This is a genomic window from Streptomyces venezuelae, from assembly GCF_008642335.1.
Taxonomy (GTDB): Bacteria; Actinomycetota; Actinomycetes; order Streptomycetales; family Streptomycetaceae; genus Streptomyces; species Streptomyces venezuelae_F.
Genome location: NZ_CP029191.1, coordinates 1,856,529 through 1,872,082 on the forward strand (window position 1 = coordinate 1,856,529; position 15,554 = coordinate 1,872,082).

Sequence of the window (15,554 nt, forward strand, 5' to 3'; positions counted from 1 at the left end):
ACCTTAGGCAGCCGCTTTACCCTTCGTACTCCTGGATCCGCTTCCCGTGACTGCGGTCGACGAGTTCGGGCAGCAGACCGCTCAACTCGCCGACGATGTCCGGCACATCGAGGGTCAGCAATTCGCGGTCGCGCATCAGTACTCGTCCGGCCACGATCGTCGTCCGTACGTCGCCGGAGCGCGCGCTGTGCACGAGCGTGGCCGCGAGGTCGTGCACGGGCTGGGTGTGCGGACCCGTCATGTCGACGAGGACGAGGTCGGCCCGGCGCCCGGCGGTGAGACTGCCGATCTCGTCGCCCAGTCCGACGGCCCGCGCGCTCTGCAGCGTGGCGTGGTCGAGGGCCTGGCGGGCGGTGAGCCAGGTCGGGTCGCGCTCCACGGACTTCTGGACGAGGGCGGTGAGCGTCATGGACTCCCATACGTCGAGGGTGTTGTTGGACGCGGCGCCGTCGGTGGCCAGGCCGACCGGGACGCCCGCTTCGCGCAGGGCCCGTACGGGTGTCGTGTCCCAGCCGAACTTCAGATAGCCGCGGGGCGCGGAGGCGACGGCGACGCGGCCTCCGGAGCGCTTAGCGGCCCGGCGCAGGACGGGCAGGTCGCGGGCGGTGTCGAGGCCGGTGACGTGGGCGAGGAGCACGTCGGTGTCGAGGAGCCCGGCCCGTTCCAGGATCTCGATGGGGGTGCGGCCGTGGCGGGCCAGGCTGTTGGCGGTCTGCTCCTGGTTCTCGGCGGCGTGGATGTGGACCAGGAGGCCGTGCTGCCGCGCGAGTTCGGCGGTGGCGGCGAGGTCGGGCCCGTCGACGGTGTAGGGGGCGTGCGGGGCGAGGCAGGTGGTGATGCGCCCGTCGGCCGCGCCGCGCTGCCGGAGCGCGAAGTCGAGGGAGGCGGCGCGGCCTTCGGGGCCCTGCGTGCTGAAGTAGGCCTGGCCGAGGACGGCGCGCAGGCCGCTCTCGTCGGTGGCGGCGGCGACCTCGTCCATCGCGAAGTAGTGGTCGGCGAAGATGGTGACGCCGCCGCGGATCATCTCGGCACAGGCGAGCCGCGCGCCGAGCCCGACGACGCGCTCGGTGAGGTTGGACTCGACGGGCCAAATCCAGTCGTTGAACCACGCGTGTGCCGGCAGATCCTCGGCGAGCCCGCGCAGGGCGACCATCGGTGTGTGGGTGTGGCAGTTGATGAGGCCGGGGAGGGCGAGGGTGCCGCGGCCGTCGATGTGGGTGTGCGGGGTGGGGGTGGGGCCGCGCTCAGGGCCGGGGGCGGCTGCTGTGACCGAAGCGATGATTCCGTCCCGTACGGCGATCGTCGCGTCCTCGACGAAGACGATCCGCCCCTGCGGGTCGTGGGTGAGCGCGGTGCAGCCGGTGATGACGAGATCGGCGGGACCTTCGGGGCCTTCGCCGTCGACGGGGCCTTGCGGGGTGAGTCCTGCGGGTCCGGGCGCGGGAGGCGGCGTCATCTTTTCAAGGTAGTGCGAGTGCGCATCCGGCAGCCCTGTCGCGGGGACGGTTTCGCGGGCACGCTGGCCCTACCCGCCGATCGGCCGAGGGGACACGGACCAGGCAGTCGGACCAACCGGTCGGACCGGGCAGTCGGACGAGGGAGTCGGCGATGATCATCGGCACGTGGAACCTGGAGAACCTCTACCGCCCCGGCGCGCCGTTCGGCCCCAAGGACAAGGCCGCGTACGAGGCGAAGCTGGCCTCGCTCGCGGCGACGATCACCGCGTTGCGGCCGAGCGTCCTCGGGGTGCAGGAGGTCGGCGACCCGGCGGCGCTCGAGGATCTGGCGGGCCTGCTGGAGGGCACCTGGCACGTCACGCTGTCGCAGCACGCGGACGACCGGGGCATCCGGGTCGGCTTCCTCACCAGCCTCCCCGTCTTCGTCGTCGCCGACGAGGCCGGACTGCCCGAGCAGGTGCGGCCGGTACAGGTCGACGACTCGGGCCGGACGACGGCGCGGGCCGGGCGAGGCGTCCTCGCGGTGACGGTGTCGACGCGGGCGTTCTTCTTCGACGCGGTCGTGTGCCACCTCAAGTCGAAGCTGCTGTCGTACCCCGGCGGGCGCTTCTTCCCGCACGACGAGGGCGAGCGCGCGCGGTACGGCGCGTACGCCTTGTACCGCCGGGCGGCCGAGGCGACCGCGGTCCGTGCCGTCGCCGATCAGCGGCTGCGGGGCGACGGCCGGGAGCACGGGGTCGCCGTGCTCGGGGACCTCAACGACGAGGTCGGGGCCGCGACGACGCAGATCCTGGTGGGCCCGCCCGGCTCCGAGATCGGCACGCCGGGCTTCGACCGCCCGGACAAGGGTGACGCCGCACGGCTGTGGAACGTCGCGCCGTTGATCCCGGCCGACCAGCGCTTCTCCCGCATCCACGCGGGCCGCCGCGAACTCATCGACCACGTGCTGGTGAGCCGCGGCCTGATGGACCAGGTCCGCGGCGCGGGCACGGGCGCGCCCGGCGCCGCGGCGAGCGCGCTGCCGTCGGTGGAGGACGGGGATCCGGCGGTACGGAGGGAGGCGTCGGGGTCGGATCACGCGCCGGTGTGGATACGGATTCAGCCGTAGGGCGGGGGGTCAGGGCCCTAGGGGGCGCGGCCCGTAAGGGGGTTCGGGGTAGCGGGGCAGGTGGGTTGAGGTCGAGCAGCGAGGGAAGCCCTAGGCTTCGCCCAGCACCACACCAACGACCCCACTGCTCGCCCGCCCCCAGGAGCCCCACGTGTTCGATCCCGCGCCGGAGCACGGATCCGCGTCCCCGTCCGCGTCCCCGTCTGCTTCCCCCTACCCCTACGCCGAGAGCCACAGCGGCGACCCCGAGGCGGCGCCCGCCCCGCACGCGCTGCTCACGCCCGTGCTCGGGCTGCTGGGCCGGTGGCGCGGCCGGGGCCGGGGCGAGTACCCGACGCTGCCCGCGGACTTCACGTACGCGCAGGAGGTGACGTTCAGCCACGACGGCCGGCCCTTCCTCCGGTACGAGGCCAGGGCCTGGCTGCTCGACGCCGACGACGCCCCGCTGCGGCCCGCGGCGCGGGAAAGCGGCTGGTGGCGGCTGCAGCCCGACGGCCGCGTGGAGGCGCTGGTCACCCAGCCCACCGGCATCGCGGAGATCGCGGTCGGCCATGCGGCGGAGGGCACGGTCGACCTCGCCACGCACGACGTGGCGCTCACTCCCACCGCCAAGGACGTCACGGCGACCCGCCGCCGCTACACGCTGACCGACGACGGCACGCTGACCTTCACCCACGACATGGCGGCGGTGGACCAGCCGCTGCAGCACCACCTCTCGGCACGCCTGCGCCGCACGCGGTGAGCACGGGGACACGCGAACGCGAGGAAGCGGCGGAGGAGGCGGCCGAGGCACCGGAGGCGGTAGCGCCGGCGCAAGCATCGCCGGAACCGGAGCCGGAGACGCAGACGCAGACGGAGCCGGAACCGGCAGAGGCCGGAGCGGCGGACCCGCGCGGCTGGCCCGACCTCCCCGGCGACACGGCCCTGACGATCCGCGTCCCCGAGGCGAACCCGCTGGTACGAGCCGGTTTCCCCGCCCACGTGACGGTGCTCTACCCGTTCCTCAACGCGTCCCGCTTCACCTCAACCACCCACGCCGACCTGACGGACCTCTTCGCCGCCCACCCCGCTTTCACCCTCACGTTCGACGAGTTCCGCCGCTACCCGGGCGTCCTGTACCTCGCCCCGACCCCGGAGACCCCCGTGAGCGCCCTGACCCGGTCCCTCACGGACCGCTGGCCGGAAGCGCTCCCCTACCGCGGCATCTTCATCCCACCCCTGGCCCCCCACCTCACCCTGGCGAACGACGAGGGCCCGGACACCTGCGAAGCGGCCTACGACACCCTGCAGTCCCGGCTCGCCCCGTCCCTCCCCCTGACGAGCCACGTGGACACCGTCCACCTGATCGTGACGGACGGCCCGGGGAAGGGCTGGCGGGACCTCAAGACGTACCGGCTGGGAACGGGGCGAGTGTCACGCCCGCGTGAAACCTACGGAGGGCCAAACAGGCCATAACGCAGGAAGATGGGCATCAGGCGCGCCCGGCTCCGCTACGGTTTGCCGCCATGGCCCTCACCTTCCCCCGCCTCTCCGGTACCCGCCTCGCCGTGGCCGCCGCGGCGACCGCCGTGCTGGCCGTCGGCGCGCCTGCCGCCTACGCCTCTCTGGACGACGACACGAAGTCCACGTCTTCCTCGCCTTCCTCTTCTTCCTCGCCTTCCTCTTCTTCCTCGTCTTCCTCGTCGACAGCCGCCGCGTCGACCGTCGCCCGCGGCAAGCCGTACACCGAGACGCGGCTCTTCTTCGGCACGGAACGCCCCGACGGCGGGCCCGCCGTGACGGACAAGCAGTTCATGGCCTTCGTCGACAAGGAGGTCACGCCGGGCTTCCCCGACGGGCTGACCATCCAGAACGGGCGCGGGCAGTGGCGCGACTCCAACGGCAGGATCGAACGCGAGCGTTCGTACGAGCTGATCCTGCTGTATCCGACGACCGAGAACCGCAAGCGGGACGTCCAGATCGAGGAGATCCGCAGCGACTACGAGAAGAAGTTCGCGCAGGACTCGGTGGCGCGGCTGGACGAGCGGACCCGGGTGGACTTCTGAGGACGTCGGGGATCCCTCCAACGCCTCCAATGCCTCCCAACGCCCCCCATCGCCTCCCTCCCGGGCGTAATTCGCTGGCGCACCATCTCTGGCGACTGCAGGCTGATCCCCCATGAACCACCGGATACGCGCCCTGCACACCGACACGACCATCACCGTCTACCAGGCGTACTCCCCGGAACTCGGTGTCCCGGCGGCCCGCACCGGGCGGTTCCCCGCCGCCTGGAAGCGGGACCGCATGACGTGGATCAAACCGTCCTTTCTGTGGATGATGTACCGCTGCGGTTACGCGACCAAAGAGGGTCAACAGACGGTCCTGGCCGTCGAGATCACCCGTGAGGGCTTCGACTGGGCGCTGCGCCACGCGTGCCTCTCCCACTACGTGCGCGGCCTCCACGCCGATCAGGCCGCGTGGCAGCGCGAGTTGCGACGCTCCCCCGCCCGCGTCCAGTGGGACCCGGAACGGGACCTCCACCTCAACGCTCTTCCGTACCGGAGCCTGCAATTGGGCCTCTCCGGCGAGGCGTCCCGCCGCTTCGCGGACGAGTGGACGGTCTCGATCACCGACGTCACCGACCGAGCGCGGGAGATCCACGGGCTCGTGCGGGCCGGGGACGAGGAGGCGGCGACGCGCCTGCTGCCGGAGGAGCGCGCGTACCCGGCGGGCGACGACCTCCTGTCGCACCTACGCGCCTGATCCGACTCCCTGCCTCACGCCTCCGCCACGCCGGCCAGCGCTCCCACCGGGTCGACGTCCGCCTCCCCTTCGGGCCACCAGTCGTCTCCGCCCGGCTCGCTCCGGTACGGGTACCAGCGGCCGTCCGTCCCGTAACGGAGTTGGAGCGTGCCCTCCGCGTTGGTGAGCTGGTTGCGGTGGATCGTCATCCGGGGCAGATCGGCGGCGACGAGGGCGCCGCGGGCTCGGTCGAAGGGCCCGGCCGGCGGGTCCCAGGAGGTCTCCAGGGTCGCCAGCCCCGCCTCGCCGCCCTGCCGCCAGGCGGCGGCCGCGCGGGAGAGGTCGGCGGGGGTGCGCCCCACGGACCTGGCCAGCTCGGCGAACTGACGACTGAAGGTGCGGCGGCCCGTGAGCCCGGGATGCGAGGCCGCGAGACGGACGGCGTCGTGCCAGGCTGAGCCGTCCCCCGGGAACGCCTCCGCACCGGCCTCCCCCGCGAGAAACGCGTGGGCCCTGCGCGCGGCGTCCGTGATCAGAAACTCCAACGCCGTCGGATCCGGAGCTCCGGAAAGAGCAGGCAACACGGGGGGCTCACCGGGCTGCACGGGCACCGGCATGGGCGCGGGCAACGGCGAGCGATACGCCGCACCGAGAACCTCCCGGGCGAGGACTCCGGGGAGGACGGGACGGTTATCCGGGTTGTCCGGGGGCGAGGGTTGCTCGCCGGGGAGGGCAGGGGTGCTGTCCGGGCGCGACGGTTGCTCGCCGGGGAGGGCAGCGGTGCTGTCCGGGCACGGCTGCCGCCCGCCGGGCAGGGCAGAGCCACCATCCACGTGCAGCTGCTGGCCGTTCGCGGGGTCGGGGGCGCCGGCCGGGTGCGGTTGCTGTCCCCCGGGCAGGGCCGAAGCGCTGTCCGAGTGGGACTGCCGTCCGCCATGCGGGGCAGACCCGCCACCCGCCTGCAGCTCCTGCTCGCCGGGACCGACGGGACCACCGTCCGCGTGCAGTTGCTGACCGCCCGCAGGGCCGGTGCCGTCGGACGGGTGCGGTTGCTGGCCGCCGGGCAGGGCGGGAGCGGCGTCCGGGCTGGACTGCCGTCCGCCATGCGGGGCAGACCCGCCACCCGCCTGCAGCTGCTGCTCGCCGGGAGAGACGGGACCACCGTCCGCGTGCAGTTGCTGACCGCCCGCAGGGCCGGTGCCGTCGGACGGGTGTGGTTGCTGTCCCCCGGGCAGGGTCGGAGCGCTGTGGCGGCTTGGCTGGTGTTCGTTTGGAGGGGTGGCGTCGTTGGTGGGGTCCGCTTGGCCGACCGGGTGTTTCCCGCTCGGCTCCGCGCCACGGAGCTCCCCCGCCGCGAAGCGGCGACCTCCCGTGGCCCCCGCGACGCGGGGGTCGTCCGTGGCACCCGCGGTGCCAGGTTCCTCCGAGGCCTCCGCCCCGCGCAGCGGACCCCGCAGCGGACCCCGCCGCGCGTCCGCCGCCTCCGCCGCTCCCCTGCGCGCGTTTCTCCGGGAGAGTTCGTCCAGGAGGTCCTGTTCCTCGCCGCCGCGCAGGAGCAGGAGGACGAACGGGTCCGCGTCCAGGAGGCGGGCCGTCTGGTAGGCGAGGGCTGCCGCGTGTTTGCAGGGGTGGCCGCGGTCCGGGCACGTGCAGGAGGGGGACAGTTCGCGGGCGCCGGGGAGGAGGGGGACGTCCGCCCGGTCCGCCGCGTCGGCCAGCGCGTGCGGCATCTCCTGGTCGAGCAGCGCGGCGATACGCGCGGGATCCGTGGCGACCACGTCCAGGAAGCGGTCCCAGTGCTCGGGCAGCATCGTCCGCATGCGGATCTCCGCGCGGTACGGCCGGGGACGGCTCCCGTGGACGTACGCGACGATGCGGCCCGGCGCGACGGTGATCGTGTCGACCGCGCCCTCGCGCGCATACGTACGGCCGCGGGCCAGCCGCGCCTGGTCCAGGGCGCTCTCCTCCAGCGCGTCGATCCACGCGTTGCCCCACCAGGACGTGGCGAACGGCGCCCCGGGGTCGGGGTGCTTCGGCAGGGCCGGGAAGACGCGGCCGCTGCCCATGCGGCTCGTCTCGCTCATGCCGCTGGCCCAGCCCAGACCACCGCCCCGCCCCGGCCTGCCGCCCCGTTCCGGCCCACCGCCCCGCCCCGGCCGTCCGCTGCCCCGCGGCGTCATGCCGCCCTCCTCAGTGCGACCAGGTCCGCCAGTTCCGCGTCGGACAGTTCCGTGAGCGCCGCCTCGCCGCCGTCGCCGAGCACCGCGTCCGCCAACGCCTGCTTCGCGGCGAGGAGTTCGGCGATGCGGTCCTCGACCGTTCCCTCGGTGACCAGCCGGTGGACCTGCACGGGCTGGGTCTGGCCGATGCGGTACGCGCGGTCGGTGGCCTGCTCCTCGACCGCCGGGTTCCACCAGCGGTCGTAGTGGATCACATGGCCCGCGCGGGTCAGGTTCAGACCCGTGCCCGCAGCCTTCAGGGAGAGCAGGAAGACAGGGACCTCGCCCGACTGGAAGCGGTCCACCATCTCCTCACGGCGCGCGACCGGCGTACCGCCATGCAGGAGCTGGGAGGTGATGCCGCGCGCGGCCATGTGCGCCTCCAGGAGGCGCGCCATCTCCACGTACTGCGTGAAGATCAGGACCGCGCCCGCGCTCTCCGACTCGGCGAGGATCGTGTCGAGGAGCTCGTCCAGGAGTTCCAGCTTGCCCGAGCGCGGACGGCCCGTCCGGGTCGTGAGCATGCCGTCCTTCAGGTACTGCGCCGGGTGGTTGCAGATCTGCTTGAGCGCCATCAGCAGCTTCATGACCAGGCCGCGCCGCGCCATGCCGTCCGACGCCTCGATCCGGGCGAGGGTCTCGCGGACCACCGCCTCGTACAGCGACGCCTGCTCGCGGGTGAGGGTCACCGGGTGGTCGGTCTCCGTCTTCGGCGGGAGCTCCGGCGCGATACCGGGGTCCGACTTCTTGCGGCGGAGGAGGAAGGGGCGGACCAGACGGGCGAGGCGGTCCAGCGCCTCCTCGTCCGCTCCGGTCCCGGAGGGATCGCCGCCCTCCACCAGTCGTGCGTGGCGGGCCCGGAACGCCTTCAGGGGCCCGAGCAGACCCGGCGTCGTCCAGTCGAGCAGTGCCCACAGCTCGGAGAGGTTGTTCTCGACAGGGGTGCCGGTGAGCGCGACCCGCGCCGGGGAGGGGATCGTGCGCAGCGCCTTCGCCGTCGCCGCGTACGGATTCTTGACGTGCTGGGCCTCGTCCGCGACGACGAGGCCCCACTTCTGGGTGGCCAGTTCGGCGGCGCTCGTGCGCATCGTGCCGTACGTGGTGAGGACGAAGCCGCCGGTCAGGCCGGTGAGGGTGCGACCCGTGCCGTGGAAGCGGCGGACCGGCTCACCGGGCGCGAACCGTTCGATCTCGCGCTGCCAGTTGCCGAGCAGCGAGGCCGGGCAGACCACGAGCGTGGGCGCGTCCTGCGCGCGGTGCAGGTGCAGGGCGATGACGGTGATCGTCTTGCCGAGGCCCATGTCGTCGGCGAGACAGCCGCCGAGGCCGAGGGAGGTCATGCGGTCGAGCCAGGCGAGACCCTTGAGCTGGTAGTCGCGGAGGGTCGCGCGCAGGCCCGGCGGCGGGGCCGGTACGTCGAGGTCTCCCGTCACGCGTTCGCGCAGCCTCGCCAGCGCGCCGACCGGCACGGCGGGCACCTGCTCGCCGTCCACCTCGGCGGTGCCGGTCAGCGCGACCGACAGGGCGTCCACCGGGTCGAGCAACCCGAGGTCCCGCTTGCGCGCCTTGCGGACGAGCGCGGGGTCGACCAGGACCCACTGGTCCCGGAGCCGGACGACCGGGCGGTGCGCCTCCGCGAGGAGGTCGAGCTCCGCCTCGGTCAGCGGGTCGTCCGCCTGGTCGCCGAGCGCCAACTGCCAGCGGAATTCGAGGAGTTCCTCGGTCTTGAAGAAGTCGAAGTTGTCGGCGGCGGTGCCGGGGGCGGGGCGGACGACGGCGGTGGCGGTGAGCCCGCGGGTGAGCTCCCTGGGCCAGTGGACGGCCACGCCCGCCGCGGCGAGCCGACCGGCGGCGGCGCCCAGGAGGTCGTACAACTCCTCCTCGCCCAGCGGTAGCACGTCGGGCCGCGGCCGCTCCAGGAGTCTGCCGAGCGGGGGCCACACGCGGGCCGCGCGGCGCAGCGCGAGCAGCGTGTCGACGCGGGCGCGCGGCCCGAAGTGATCGGTACCGGCCCAGAGCTCGGGCACGTCCGCGACGAGCGCGGGGTCGGCGAGGCTGTGCACCTGGACGACGGCGGCGGCGGGACTGGCGACGGAGGCGCGGACCTCCGCGCGGTCGGCCGCCGCGTCGGCGACCTCCACGGCCGCCTCCGCGTCGCCCCCACCCCGGGAGCCCTCGCCCCCGTCGAACACCTCGTGCGCCCGCAGGTCGAGGCGGAGTGACACGCGTACCCCCGCGTCCATGCCGGCGGCCACCTCGGCCGCCCACTCCCGGGCACCCGGCAGGTGCTGCGGCTCGCGCGCGGCGAAGGGGGCGCCGACCGCGTGCGCGGCGGCGGGTGTGCGGGGCAGGGCGTCGAGCACTGCGTCCACGAACGCTCTGATCAGGGCGAACGGCTGCGGGAGGAGCAGGGGGCCCGGCCCGTGCCCCGGCAGCGGCACCGCGTGCGCCTCCGCGGGGAGCGCCGCGGCGATGGCGCGCAGATGGACGACGTCGGCCTCGTCCAGCGGGCCCGCCCGCCACGCGTCCACGTCCCCCGGAGTCAGCCCGGGCAGCAGCCTGCCCCGCGCCGCCAGGTGCAGCGCGTGCCGGGCGGCGGCGCCCCAGCAGGCCACCGCGGGGTGCGGGCGCTCGGCGCGGAGCAGCAGCGGCACGGCTTCGGCGACGGGCAGGAACAGCGCGGGCACCGTGCGGCTCCGCGCGCCGTTGCCGTGCTTGCGGGCGACGACCAGGTCACCGCGTACGCCGATATCGGTGTCGTCGAGCTCGGCCTCCGCGTCCGGGCCGGGGTTCCAGAAAGCGACCCGCCCCTCCCGCGGCACCTCCGCCGGGAGGAAGACGGCGGCACAGGAACGCACGAGCGCGGCACGGGAGCGTGCGAGGGCGGCGCCGTCGCGCCCCTCAGGCACCTCGACCCCCATCGTCACCACCGCCTAGCTCAGCCCCTGCTCACGCACCTGCCACTCGTGCTCGCCACCCTAGGCGAGGCCACTGACAACGCCGCCGCAACCGGCCTGCCGCCCACCGGCACCCCGGCACCTGGTCTCCCACGCGTCCCACCCGCCCCGCCCGCCCCACATGAACACTGGCAGGAAACTTTCCTAACAATAATTCATCCCAAGTTATTGACGCGCACATGCCGCGTCGCCAGGATTCCGGATTGACGGTTCGGCACCCCCCACGCCTCCCGAGGAGACGGACATGCCGCTCACTCCGCGCACCACCACTTCCCGCCCGAATTCCCGCACCCGCAAGGCCCGCCTCGGCATCCCCATCGCCGCAGGCGCCTCGCTCGCCCTCGTCGGCGGCGTACTGCTCTGGTCCCCCGCCGGTGAGGCCGACGCCTCCCCCGCCGCGGCGCCCGCCGCGGCCCGCGCCGGGTTCACCGCGGTCGCCGCCGGTGACATCGCCGAGCAGTGCACGGCGAGCAGCAGCAGCTGCAAGCACGCCAAGACCGCCGCTCTGGTCAAGCAGATCAACCCGTCCTTCGTGATGACCATGGGCGACAACCAGTACGACGACGCGCGCCTGAAGGACTTCCAGAAGTACTACGACAAGACTTGGGGCGCCTTCAAGAGCAAGACGCGGCCCGTGCCCGGCAACCACGAGAGCTACGACCCGGCGGGCGCGTTCAAGGGCTACAAGTCCTACTTCGGGTCCGTCGCCTACCCCGACGGCGAGGCCTACTACAGCTTCGACCAGGGCAACTGGCACTTCATCGCCCTCGACTCCAACAACTTCGACGACGACGAGCAGATCGACTGGCTCAAGGACGACCTCGCCGCCAACTCCAAGAAGTGCGTGGCCGCGTACTGGCACCACCCGCTCTTCTCCTCCGGCGAGCACGGCAACGACCCGGTCGGCCGCCCGGTCTGGAAACTGCTCCAGGCCAACAAGGCCGAGCTGGTCCTCAACGGACACGACCACCACTACGAGCGGTTCGCCCCGCAGAACGCGGACGGCAAGGCCGACGCCAACGGCATCGTCGAGCTGCTCGGCGGCATGGGCGGCGCCAACCCGTACGACATCGAGGAGGTCCAGCCCAACAGCCAGAAGCGGCTCACCGACACCTTCGGTGTCGTGAAGCTGAACTTCACCGACACCGGGTTCTCCTGGAACCTCGTCGGCACGGACGGCTCCACGAAGGACACCAGCCCGTCCTACAACTGCCGCTGAGCCGGACGAACGCGAACGCCATGTATCTGGCCACCACCGACGCGGTCGCCAAGGCCTCGGAGCAGGAACAGTCCGAGGCCCGGCGCGGCCGCGTCGCGGGACCCGTCCTCGCGCTCGGCGCGGTCAGCCTGGTCACGGACATCTCCTCCGAGATGGTCACGGCCGTCCTGCCGCTCTACTTCGTCCTCCAACTCGGCCTCTCCCCTCTCCAGTTCGGTTTCCTCGACGGGCTCTACAACGGAGTCACGGCCCTGGTACGCCTGGCCGGCGGGTACGCCGCCGACCGCGGTGGCCGGCACAAACTCGTCGCGGGCGGCGGGTACGCCCTCTCCGCGCTCTCCCGCCTCGGGCTGCTCCTCGCGGGCGGCGCCACCGCCGGGATCGGCGCGGCGCTCGCCGCCGACCGCATCGGCAAGGGCGTGCGCACCGCCCCGCGCGACGCCCTCATCTCGCTGAGCAGCCCGCCCGACACGCTGGGCCGCGCCTTCGGTGTGCACCGGGCGATGGACACGACGGGCGCGCTGCTCGGGCCGCTCGCCGCGTTCGCGCTGCTGTGGGCGACGGCGGACGCGTACGACGCCGTGTTCGTCGTCAGCTTCTGCTTCGGGCTGCTCGGAGTGCTGATGCTGGTCGCCTTCGTGCCGGGACACCTGTCGCAGGTCTCACTGCGACCACCACGCCAGGACCCCGAACGACACCGGCCCGCCGCCGCACGTCCTCGCGCCCTCGCCCTGCTCCGCGTCCCCGCCTTCCGACGCGTCCTCCTCGCGGCGGCGCTGCTCGGCGCCGCCACCATCGGCGACGCGTTCCTCTACCTCCTCCTCCAGCGACGGCTCGACTTCGCCATCTCGTGGTTCCCGCTCCTGCCGCTGGGCGCCGCCGCCGTCTACCTGCTGCTCGCCATCCCGGCCGGGCGGCTCGGCGACCGCATCGGGCGCCGCGTGCCGTTCCTCGCCGGACACGTCGCGCTGCTCGGCGGCTACGTCCTCCTGCTCGCGCCCACCGACGGCTGGCCGCTCCTCATCGGCGTACTGCTGCTCCTCGGTGTCTTCTACGCGGCCACCGACGGCGTCCTCATGGCGCTGGTCGCCCCCGTGGTCGCCCAGGAGCGGCGGGCGAGCGGCATGGCCGTCCTGCAGACAGGACAGGCCCTCGCCCGGCTCGTCGCCGCGGCCGGGTTCGGTGCCGCGTGGACGCTGTGGGGCGTCGAGACCGCGCTGACCTGCGCGGTGGTCGCACTGACAGTGGCGGTCGCCGGGGCGGCGGTGCTGCTCCCGCGGTCGGACACATCTTCCGGAGGCACCTCGTGAAGCCACAGTCCCCCTCCCCGCTCTCCTCCCTCCGCTCCCGCGTCGTCGCCGTGGCCGCGGCGGCCGCGGTCCTCGCGGGCGTCGCCGTCACGTACACGCTGCAGGCGGCCGAACGCGCCGAATCGGCCGACGCGACCTCGGAGTTCGGCCTGGACCGGGGCAAGCTCTACTTCCGCAGTACGACAGAAGCGGCGGGCCGGGTCGCCCGCGTCCCGGTCTCCGAGGACGGGGGCGGCGGCGCGCGCACCACCGGCGGCCCGTCCTGCGAGCGCTTCTACGCCGCCGCGGGCACGGGACTCTGCCTGCAGCGCAGGGCGGGGATCCCGCCCAAGTCGTACGCGGTCGTCCTGGACGACCGGCTCCGCGAGAAGCGCCGGATCGCCCTGACCGGCATCCCCAACCGGGCGCGCGTCTCGGCGTCGGGGCGGATGCTGTCCTGGACGATGTTCGCGACGGGCGACTCGTACGCGGGCTCGTCGTTCTCCACCCGTACGTCGATCCTGGACACCCGTACGGGTTACCTCATCAAGAACATGGAGGAGATCCCCCTCACCCTCGACGGCCGCCGCTACCACTCCCCCGACGTCAACTACTGGGGCGTGACCTTCGCGAAGGACGACAACCGCTTCTACGCGACGGTGTCGACGAAGGGCAAGACGTACCTCGTACGGGGCGACATGGCGAAGTGGTCGGCGACCGCGCTGCGTTCGAACGTCGAGTGTCCCTCGCTCTCCCCGGACAACACGCGCATCGCCTTCAAGAAGCGGGTGCGGAAGGGCACGCGGGACCCGTGGCGGCTGTACGTCCTCGACCTCCGCACGATGCGCGAGCACCCGCTCGCCGAACGGCACAGCGTCGACGACCAGGCGGCCTGGCTGGACGACGACACGCTCGCGTACGCCCTGCCGGGCGCGGACGGCCGTAAACAGGACATCTGGACGTCCCGGGCGGACGGCTCGGGGGACCCTGTTCTGCGGGTACGCGGCGGCAGTTCACCGGCGGCGGTGCGGTGACCCCCTGGGCGGAAAATCGGATGCGTACGCGCCGCCGACCCCGCACGCTCACCCCATGACCACATCCGAACGCACCGTCGTCCCCACCCTCTTCCCGCCTCCCGGATACGCCCACGCCGCCGTCGTCGAGGCCGGTACGCGGCTCGCCTTCATGGCGGGCTCCGTCCCGCTCGACCCCGAGGGGAAACTCGTGGGCGAGGGCGACATCGCCCGGCAGACCGCGCAGGTCATCGCCAACCTCGACGAGGCCCTGCGCGCGGTGGGCAGCGACCTGTCACAGGTGGTCGCCAGCACGGTGTACGTGGTCGGCGACGAGCCCGCGGCGCTCAGCACGGCGTGGGAGGTCGTGCGCGGTTCCGCCCTGCACGACGGGCCGCACACATCCACCCTGCTCGGCACGTCCTGCCTCGGCTATTCGGGGCAGCTCGTCGAGATCACCGCCACCGCAGTCGTCCCCGACCCGGCTTAGCCCCGCGTCCTAGCCGCGGGCCCGGCCGGCCAGGCCCAAGGCGTACTCCGGCCACCACTGGCCCGCCTTCGGGCCGCCCCGGCACGTTCCGTCCGACTCGCCGGGGCGCTTGATCCACAGGTAGGCGTCGAGGGAGGGGTCGCCTGTATTGGTGGTGGGGGGCGTGCCGAGGGCGCGGCCCGGCGGGTTGCACCAGGACTGGGCGCCTCGGTACGGGCCGTTTCCGTTACGGCTACTGTCGATGACGAAGCGCTTGCCGCCGCCGAGCGCTCGGGCGAGGCGGTGCCCGTACACGGAACTGACGGCGTCGGTCTGGTAGTTGGAGACGTTCAGGGCGAAGCCGTCGGCCTCCGCGATGCCCGCGCCGCGCAGCGGGGCGACCAGGCGGCGTTCGTCGGGGATCCAGCCCGCGTTGCCCGCGTCGACGTACACCTTCGTGTGCGGCTGACGCTTCAGGCGCTCGACCGCGTGGGCGAGCAGCCCGTACCGCTCGGCCGCGTTCGCGCCCGGGCAGCCCGCCACCAGGTGGGCGACGGCGTCCGGTTCGACGATCACGTACGCGCCGTGCGAGCCGAGGCCGGCGGCGAAGTCGTCGATCCACCGGCGGTAGTGCGCGGCGTCGCGGGCCCCGCCCGACGAGTACGCGCCGCAGTCCCGGTGCGGCACGAAGTACGCCACGAGGACCGCCGTACGCCCCGCCGCGGCCGCCGCCTCGACGTGCTCCCGCACCACGGCACCGGCACCGTCGCTGTGCAGCCAGAACGCCTGCGGCCGCCCGGCGATGCGCTCGATGAGCCGGGCGTCCCCCTCCCTGCCCGCCCGCCGCCACTCCGCGGCCTGACGGGCGGCGGCGCTCTGCGGGTCGACCCAGAACACGGAGGCGGTGTCGCCGGGGGCGGTGTCGCCGGGGGTGAGAGCGAAGCCTGGTGCGCCCAGAAGCAGTGCCGTGGCAAGGGCCACGCGGAGGCGGAGGCGGCGGGAGGACGACGGGGACACCGGGCGGCTCCAGTGGCTCGGCACCGGTCCTGCCCGGCGCTTTCCCGGAGTCTGGGGTCGGCCCGCCCCGACGGCACCGCACGCC

General features: G+C 73.5%; 13 protein-coding genes. 9 read left to right on the forward strand and 4 right to left on the reverse strand.

Annotated features, from left to right (window positions below; all coding sequences use genetic code 11):
* Nucleotides 1–16: 16 nt before the first annotated feature.
* A complete protein-coding gene (locus DEJ49_RS08330) occupies nucleotides 17–1,456 on the reverse strand; it encodes an amidohydrolase (RefSeq protein ID WP_150183526.1) in 1,440 nt (479 codons plus the stop codon).
* Nucleotides 1,457–1,608: 152 nt separating this feature from the next.
* Between DEJ49_RS08330 and DEJ49_RS08335 the strand changes: the two genes are divergently transcribed.
* The 5 genes from DEJ49_RS08335 (at nucleotide 1,609) to DEJ49_RS08355 (ending at nucleotide 5,307) form a co-directional block, all read left to right on the forward strand.
* On the forward strand, nucleotides 1,609–2,565 hold the full coding sequence (locus tag DEJ49_RS08335) for an endonuclease/exonuclease/phosphatase family protein (protein WP_150183527.1): 957 nt from the start codon (nucleotides 1,609–1,611) through the stop codon (nucleotides 2,563–2,565).
* Nucleotides 2,566–2,716: 151 nt separating this feature from the next.
* Nucleotides 2,717–3,307: an FABP family protein gene (locus DEJ49_RS08340; RefSeq protein WP_150183528.1), complete on the forward strand. Its 591-nt coding sequence runs from the start codon at nucleotides 2,717–2,719 to the stop codon at nucleotides 3,305–3,307.
* Nucleotides 3,304–4,020 (forward strand): 2'-5' RNA ligase family protein, encoded by a 717-nt coding sequence (locus tag DEJ49_RS08345; RefSeq protein WP_150183529.1) that lies wholly within the window; start codon nucleotides 3,304–3,306, stop codon nucleotides 4,018–4,020. The genes DEJ49_RS08340 and DEJ49_RS08345 overlap by 4 nt, the downstream gene beginning before the upstream one ends.
* Before the next feature lie 50 nt (nucleotides 4,021–4,070).
* Entirely contained in the window at nucleotides 4,071–4,610 is a 540-nt protein-coding gene (locus DEJ49_RS08350; protein ID WP_150183530.1) for a DUF3574 domain-containing protein, read from the forward strand.
* Nucleotides 4,611–4,722: 112 nt separating this feature from the next.
* The gene (locus DEJ49_RS08355) at nucleotides 4,723–5,307 is read left to right on the forward strand and encodes a DUF4291 domain-containing protein (RefSeq protein ID WP_150183531.1); all 585 of its coding nucleotides are present in this window, start codon (nucleotides 4,723–4,725) and stop codon (nucleotides 5,305–5,307) included.
* Nucleotides 5,308–5,321: 14 nt separating this feature from the next.
* On the opposite strand, the gene DEJ49_RS36950 is transcribed toward DEJ49_RS08355, so the two are convergent.
* Nucleotides 5,322–7,466 (reverse strand): SWIM zinc finger family protein, encoded by a 2,145-nt coding sequence (locus tag DEJ49_RS36950; RefSeq protein ID WP_411757144.1) that lies wholly within the window; start codon nucleotides 7,464–7,466, stop codon nucleotides 5,322–5,324.
* The gene (locus DEJ49_RS08370) at nucleotides 7,463–10,426 is read right to left on the reverse strand and encodes a DEAD/DEAH box helicase (RefSeq protein ID WP_150183532.1); all 2,964 of its coding nucleotides are present in this window, start codon (nucleotides 10,424–10,426) and stop codon (nucleotides 7,463–7,465) included. The genes DEJ49_RS36950 and DEJ49_RS08370 overlap by 4 nt, the downstream gene beginning before the upstream one ends.
* A gap of 280 nt (nucleotides 10,427–10,706) precedes the next feature.
* On the opposite strand from DEJ49_RS08370, the gene DEJ49_RS08375 reads away from it, so the two are divergent.
* The 4 genes from DEJ49_RS08375 to DEJ49_RS08390 are packed head-to-tail and all read left to right on the forward strand — an operon-like array spanning nucleotide 10,707 to nucleotide 14,473.
* Nucleotides 10,707–11,681, forward strand: a complete 975-nt coding sequence (locus tag DEJ49_RS08375) for a metallophosphoesterase family protein (RefSeq protein ID WP_150183533.1) — start codon at nucleotides 10,707–10,709, stop codon at nucleotides 11,679–11,681.
* Between the two features lie 20 nt (nucleotides 11,682–11,701).
* Nucleotides 11,702–12,991: an MFS transporter gene (locus tag DEJ49_RS08380; protein ID WP_150183534.1), complete on the forward strand. Its 1,290-nt coding sequence runs from the start codon at nucleotides 11,702–11,704 to the stop codon at nucleotides 12,989–12,991.
* Nucleotides 12,988–14,004, forward strand: coding sequence for a hypothetical protein (locus DEJ49_RS08385; protein WP_150183535.1), 1,017 nt, complete (start codon nucleotides 12,988–12,990; stop codon nucleotides 14,002–14,004). The genes DEJ49_RS08380 and DEJ49_RS08385 overlap by 4 nt, the downstream gene beginning before the upstream one ends.
* A 55-nt stretch (nucleotides 14,005–14,059) precedes the next feature.
* The gene (locus tag DEJ49_RS08390; RefSeq protein ID WP_150183536.1) at nucleotides 14,060–14,473 is read left to right on the forward strand and encodes a RidA family protein; all 414 of its coding nucleotides are present in this window, start codon (nucleotides 14,060–14,062) and stop codon (nucleotides 14,471–14,473) included.
* A 9-nt stretch (nucleotides 14,474–14,482) separates the two neighbouring features.
* Here the strand turns inward: DEJ49_RS08390 and DEJ49_RS08395 are convergent, their stop codons facing one another.
* Entirely contained in the window at nucleotides 14,483–15,469 is a 987-nt protein-coding gene (locus tag DEJ49_RS08395) for a glycoside hydrolase family 6 protein (protein WP_190329296.1), read from the reverse strand.
* Between the last annotated feature and the right edge of the window lie 85 nt (nucleotides 15,470–15,554).

Bases quoted from the DNA above. Each gene is read 5' to 3' on its own strand.
- DEJ49_RS08375 (WP_150183533.1), top strand. From the start codon at position 10,707: ATGCCGCTCACTCCGCGCACCACCACTTCCCGCCCGAATTCCCGCACC.
- DEJ49_RS08335 (WP_150183527.1), top strand. From the start codon at position 1,609: ATGATCATCGGCACGTGGAACCTGGAGAACCTCTACCGCCCCGGCGCG.
- DEJ49_RS08355 (WP_150183531.1), top strand. From the start codon at position 4,723: ATGAACCACCGGATACGCGCCCTGCACACCGACACGACCATCACCGTC.
- DEJ49_RS08370 (WP_150183532.1), bottom strand. From the start codon at position 10,426: ATGGGGGTCGAGGTGCCTGAGGGGCGCGACGGCGCCGCCCTCGCACGC.
- DEJ49_RS08330 (WP_150183526.1), bottom strand. From the start codon at position 1,456: ATGACGCCGCCTCCCGCGCCCGGACCCGCAGGACTCACCCCGCAAGGC.
- DEJ49_RS36950 (WP_411757144.1), bottom strand. From the start codon at position 7,466: ATGACGCCGCGGGGCAGCGGACGGCCGGGGCGGGGCGGTGGGCCGGAA.
- DEJ49_RS08350 (WP_150183530.1), top strand. From the start codon at position 4,071: ATGGCCCTCACCTTCCCCCGCCTCTCCGGTACCCGCCTCGCCGTGGCC.
- DEJ49_RS08380 (WP_150183534.1), top strand. From the start codon at position 11,702: ATGTATCTGGCCACCACCGACGCGGTCGCCAAGGCCTCGGAGCAGGAA.
- DEJ49_RS08390 (WP_150183536.1), top strand. From the start codon at position 14,060: ATGACCACATCCGAACGCACCGTCGTCCCCACCCTCTTCCCGCCTCCC.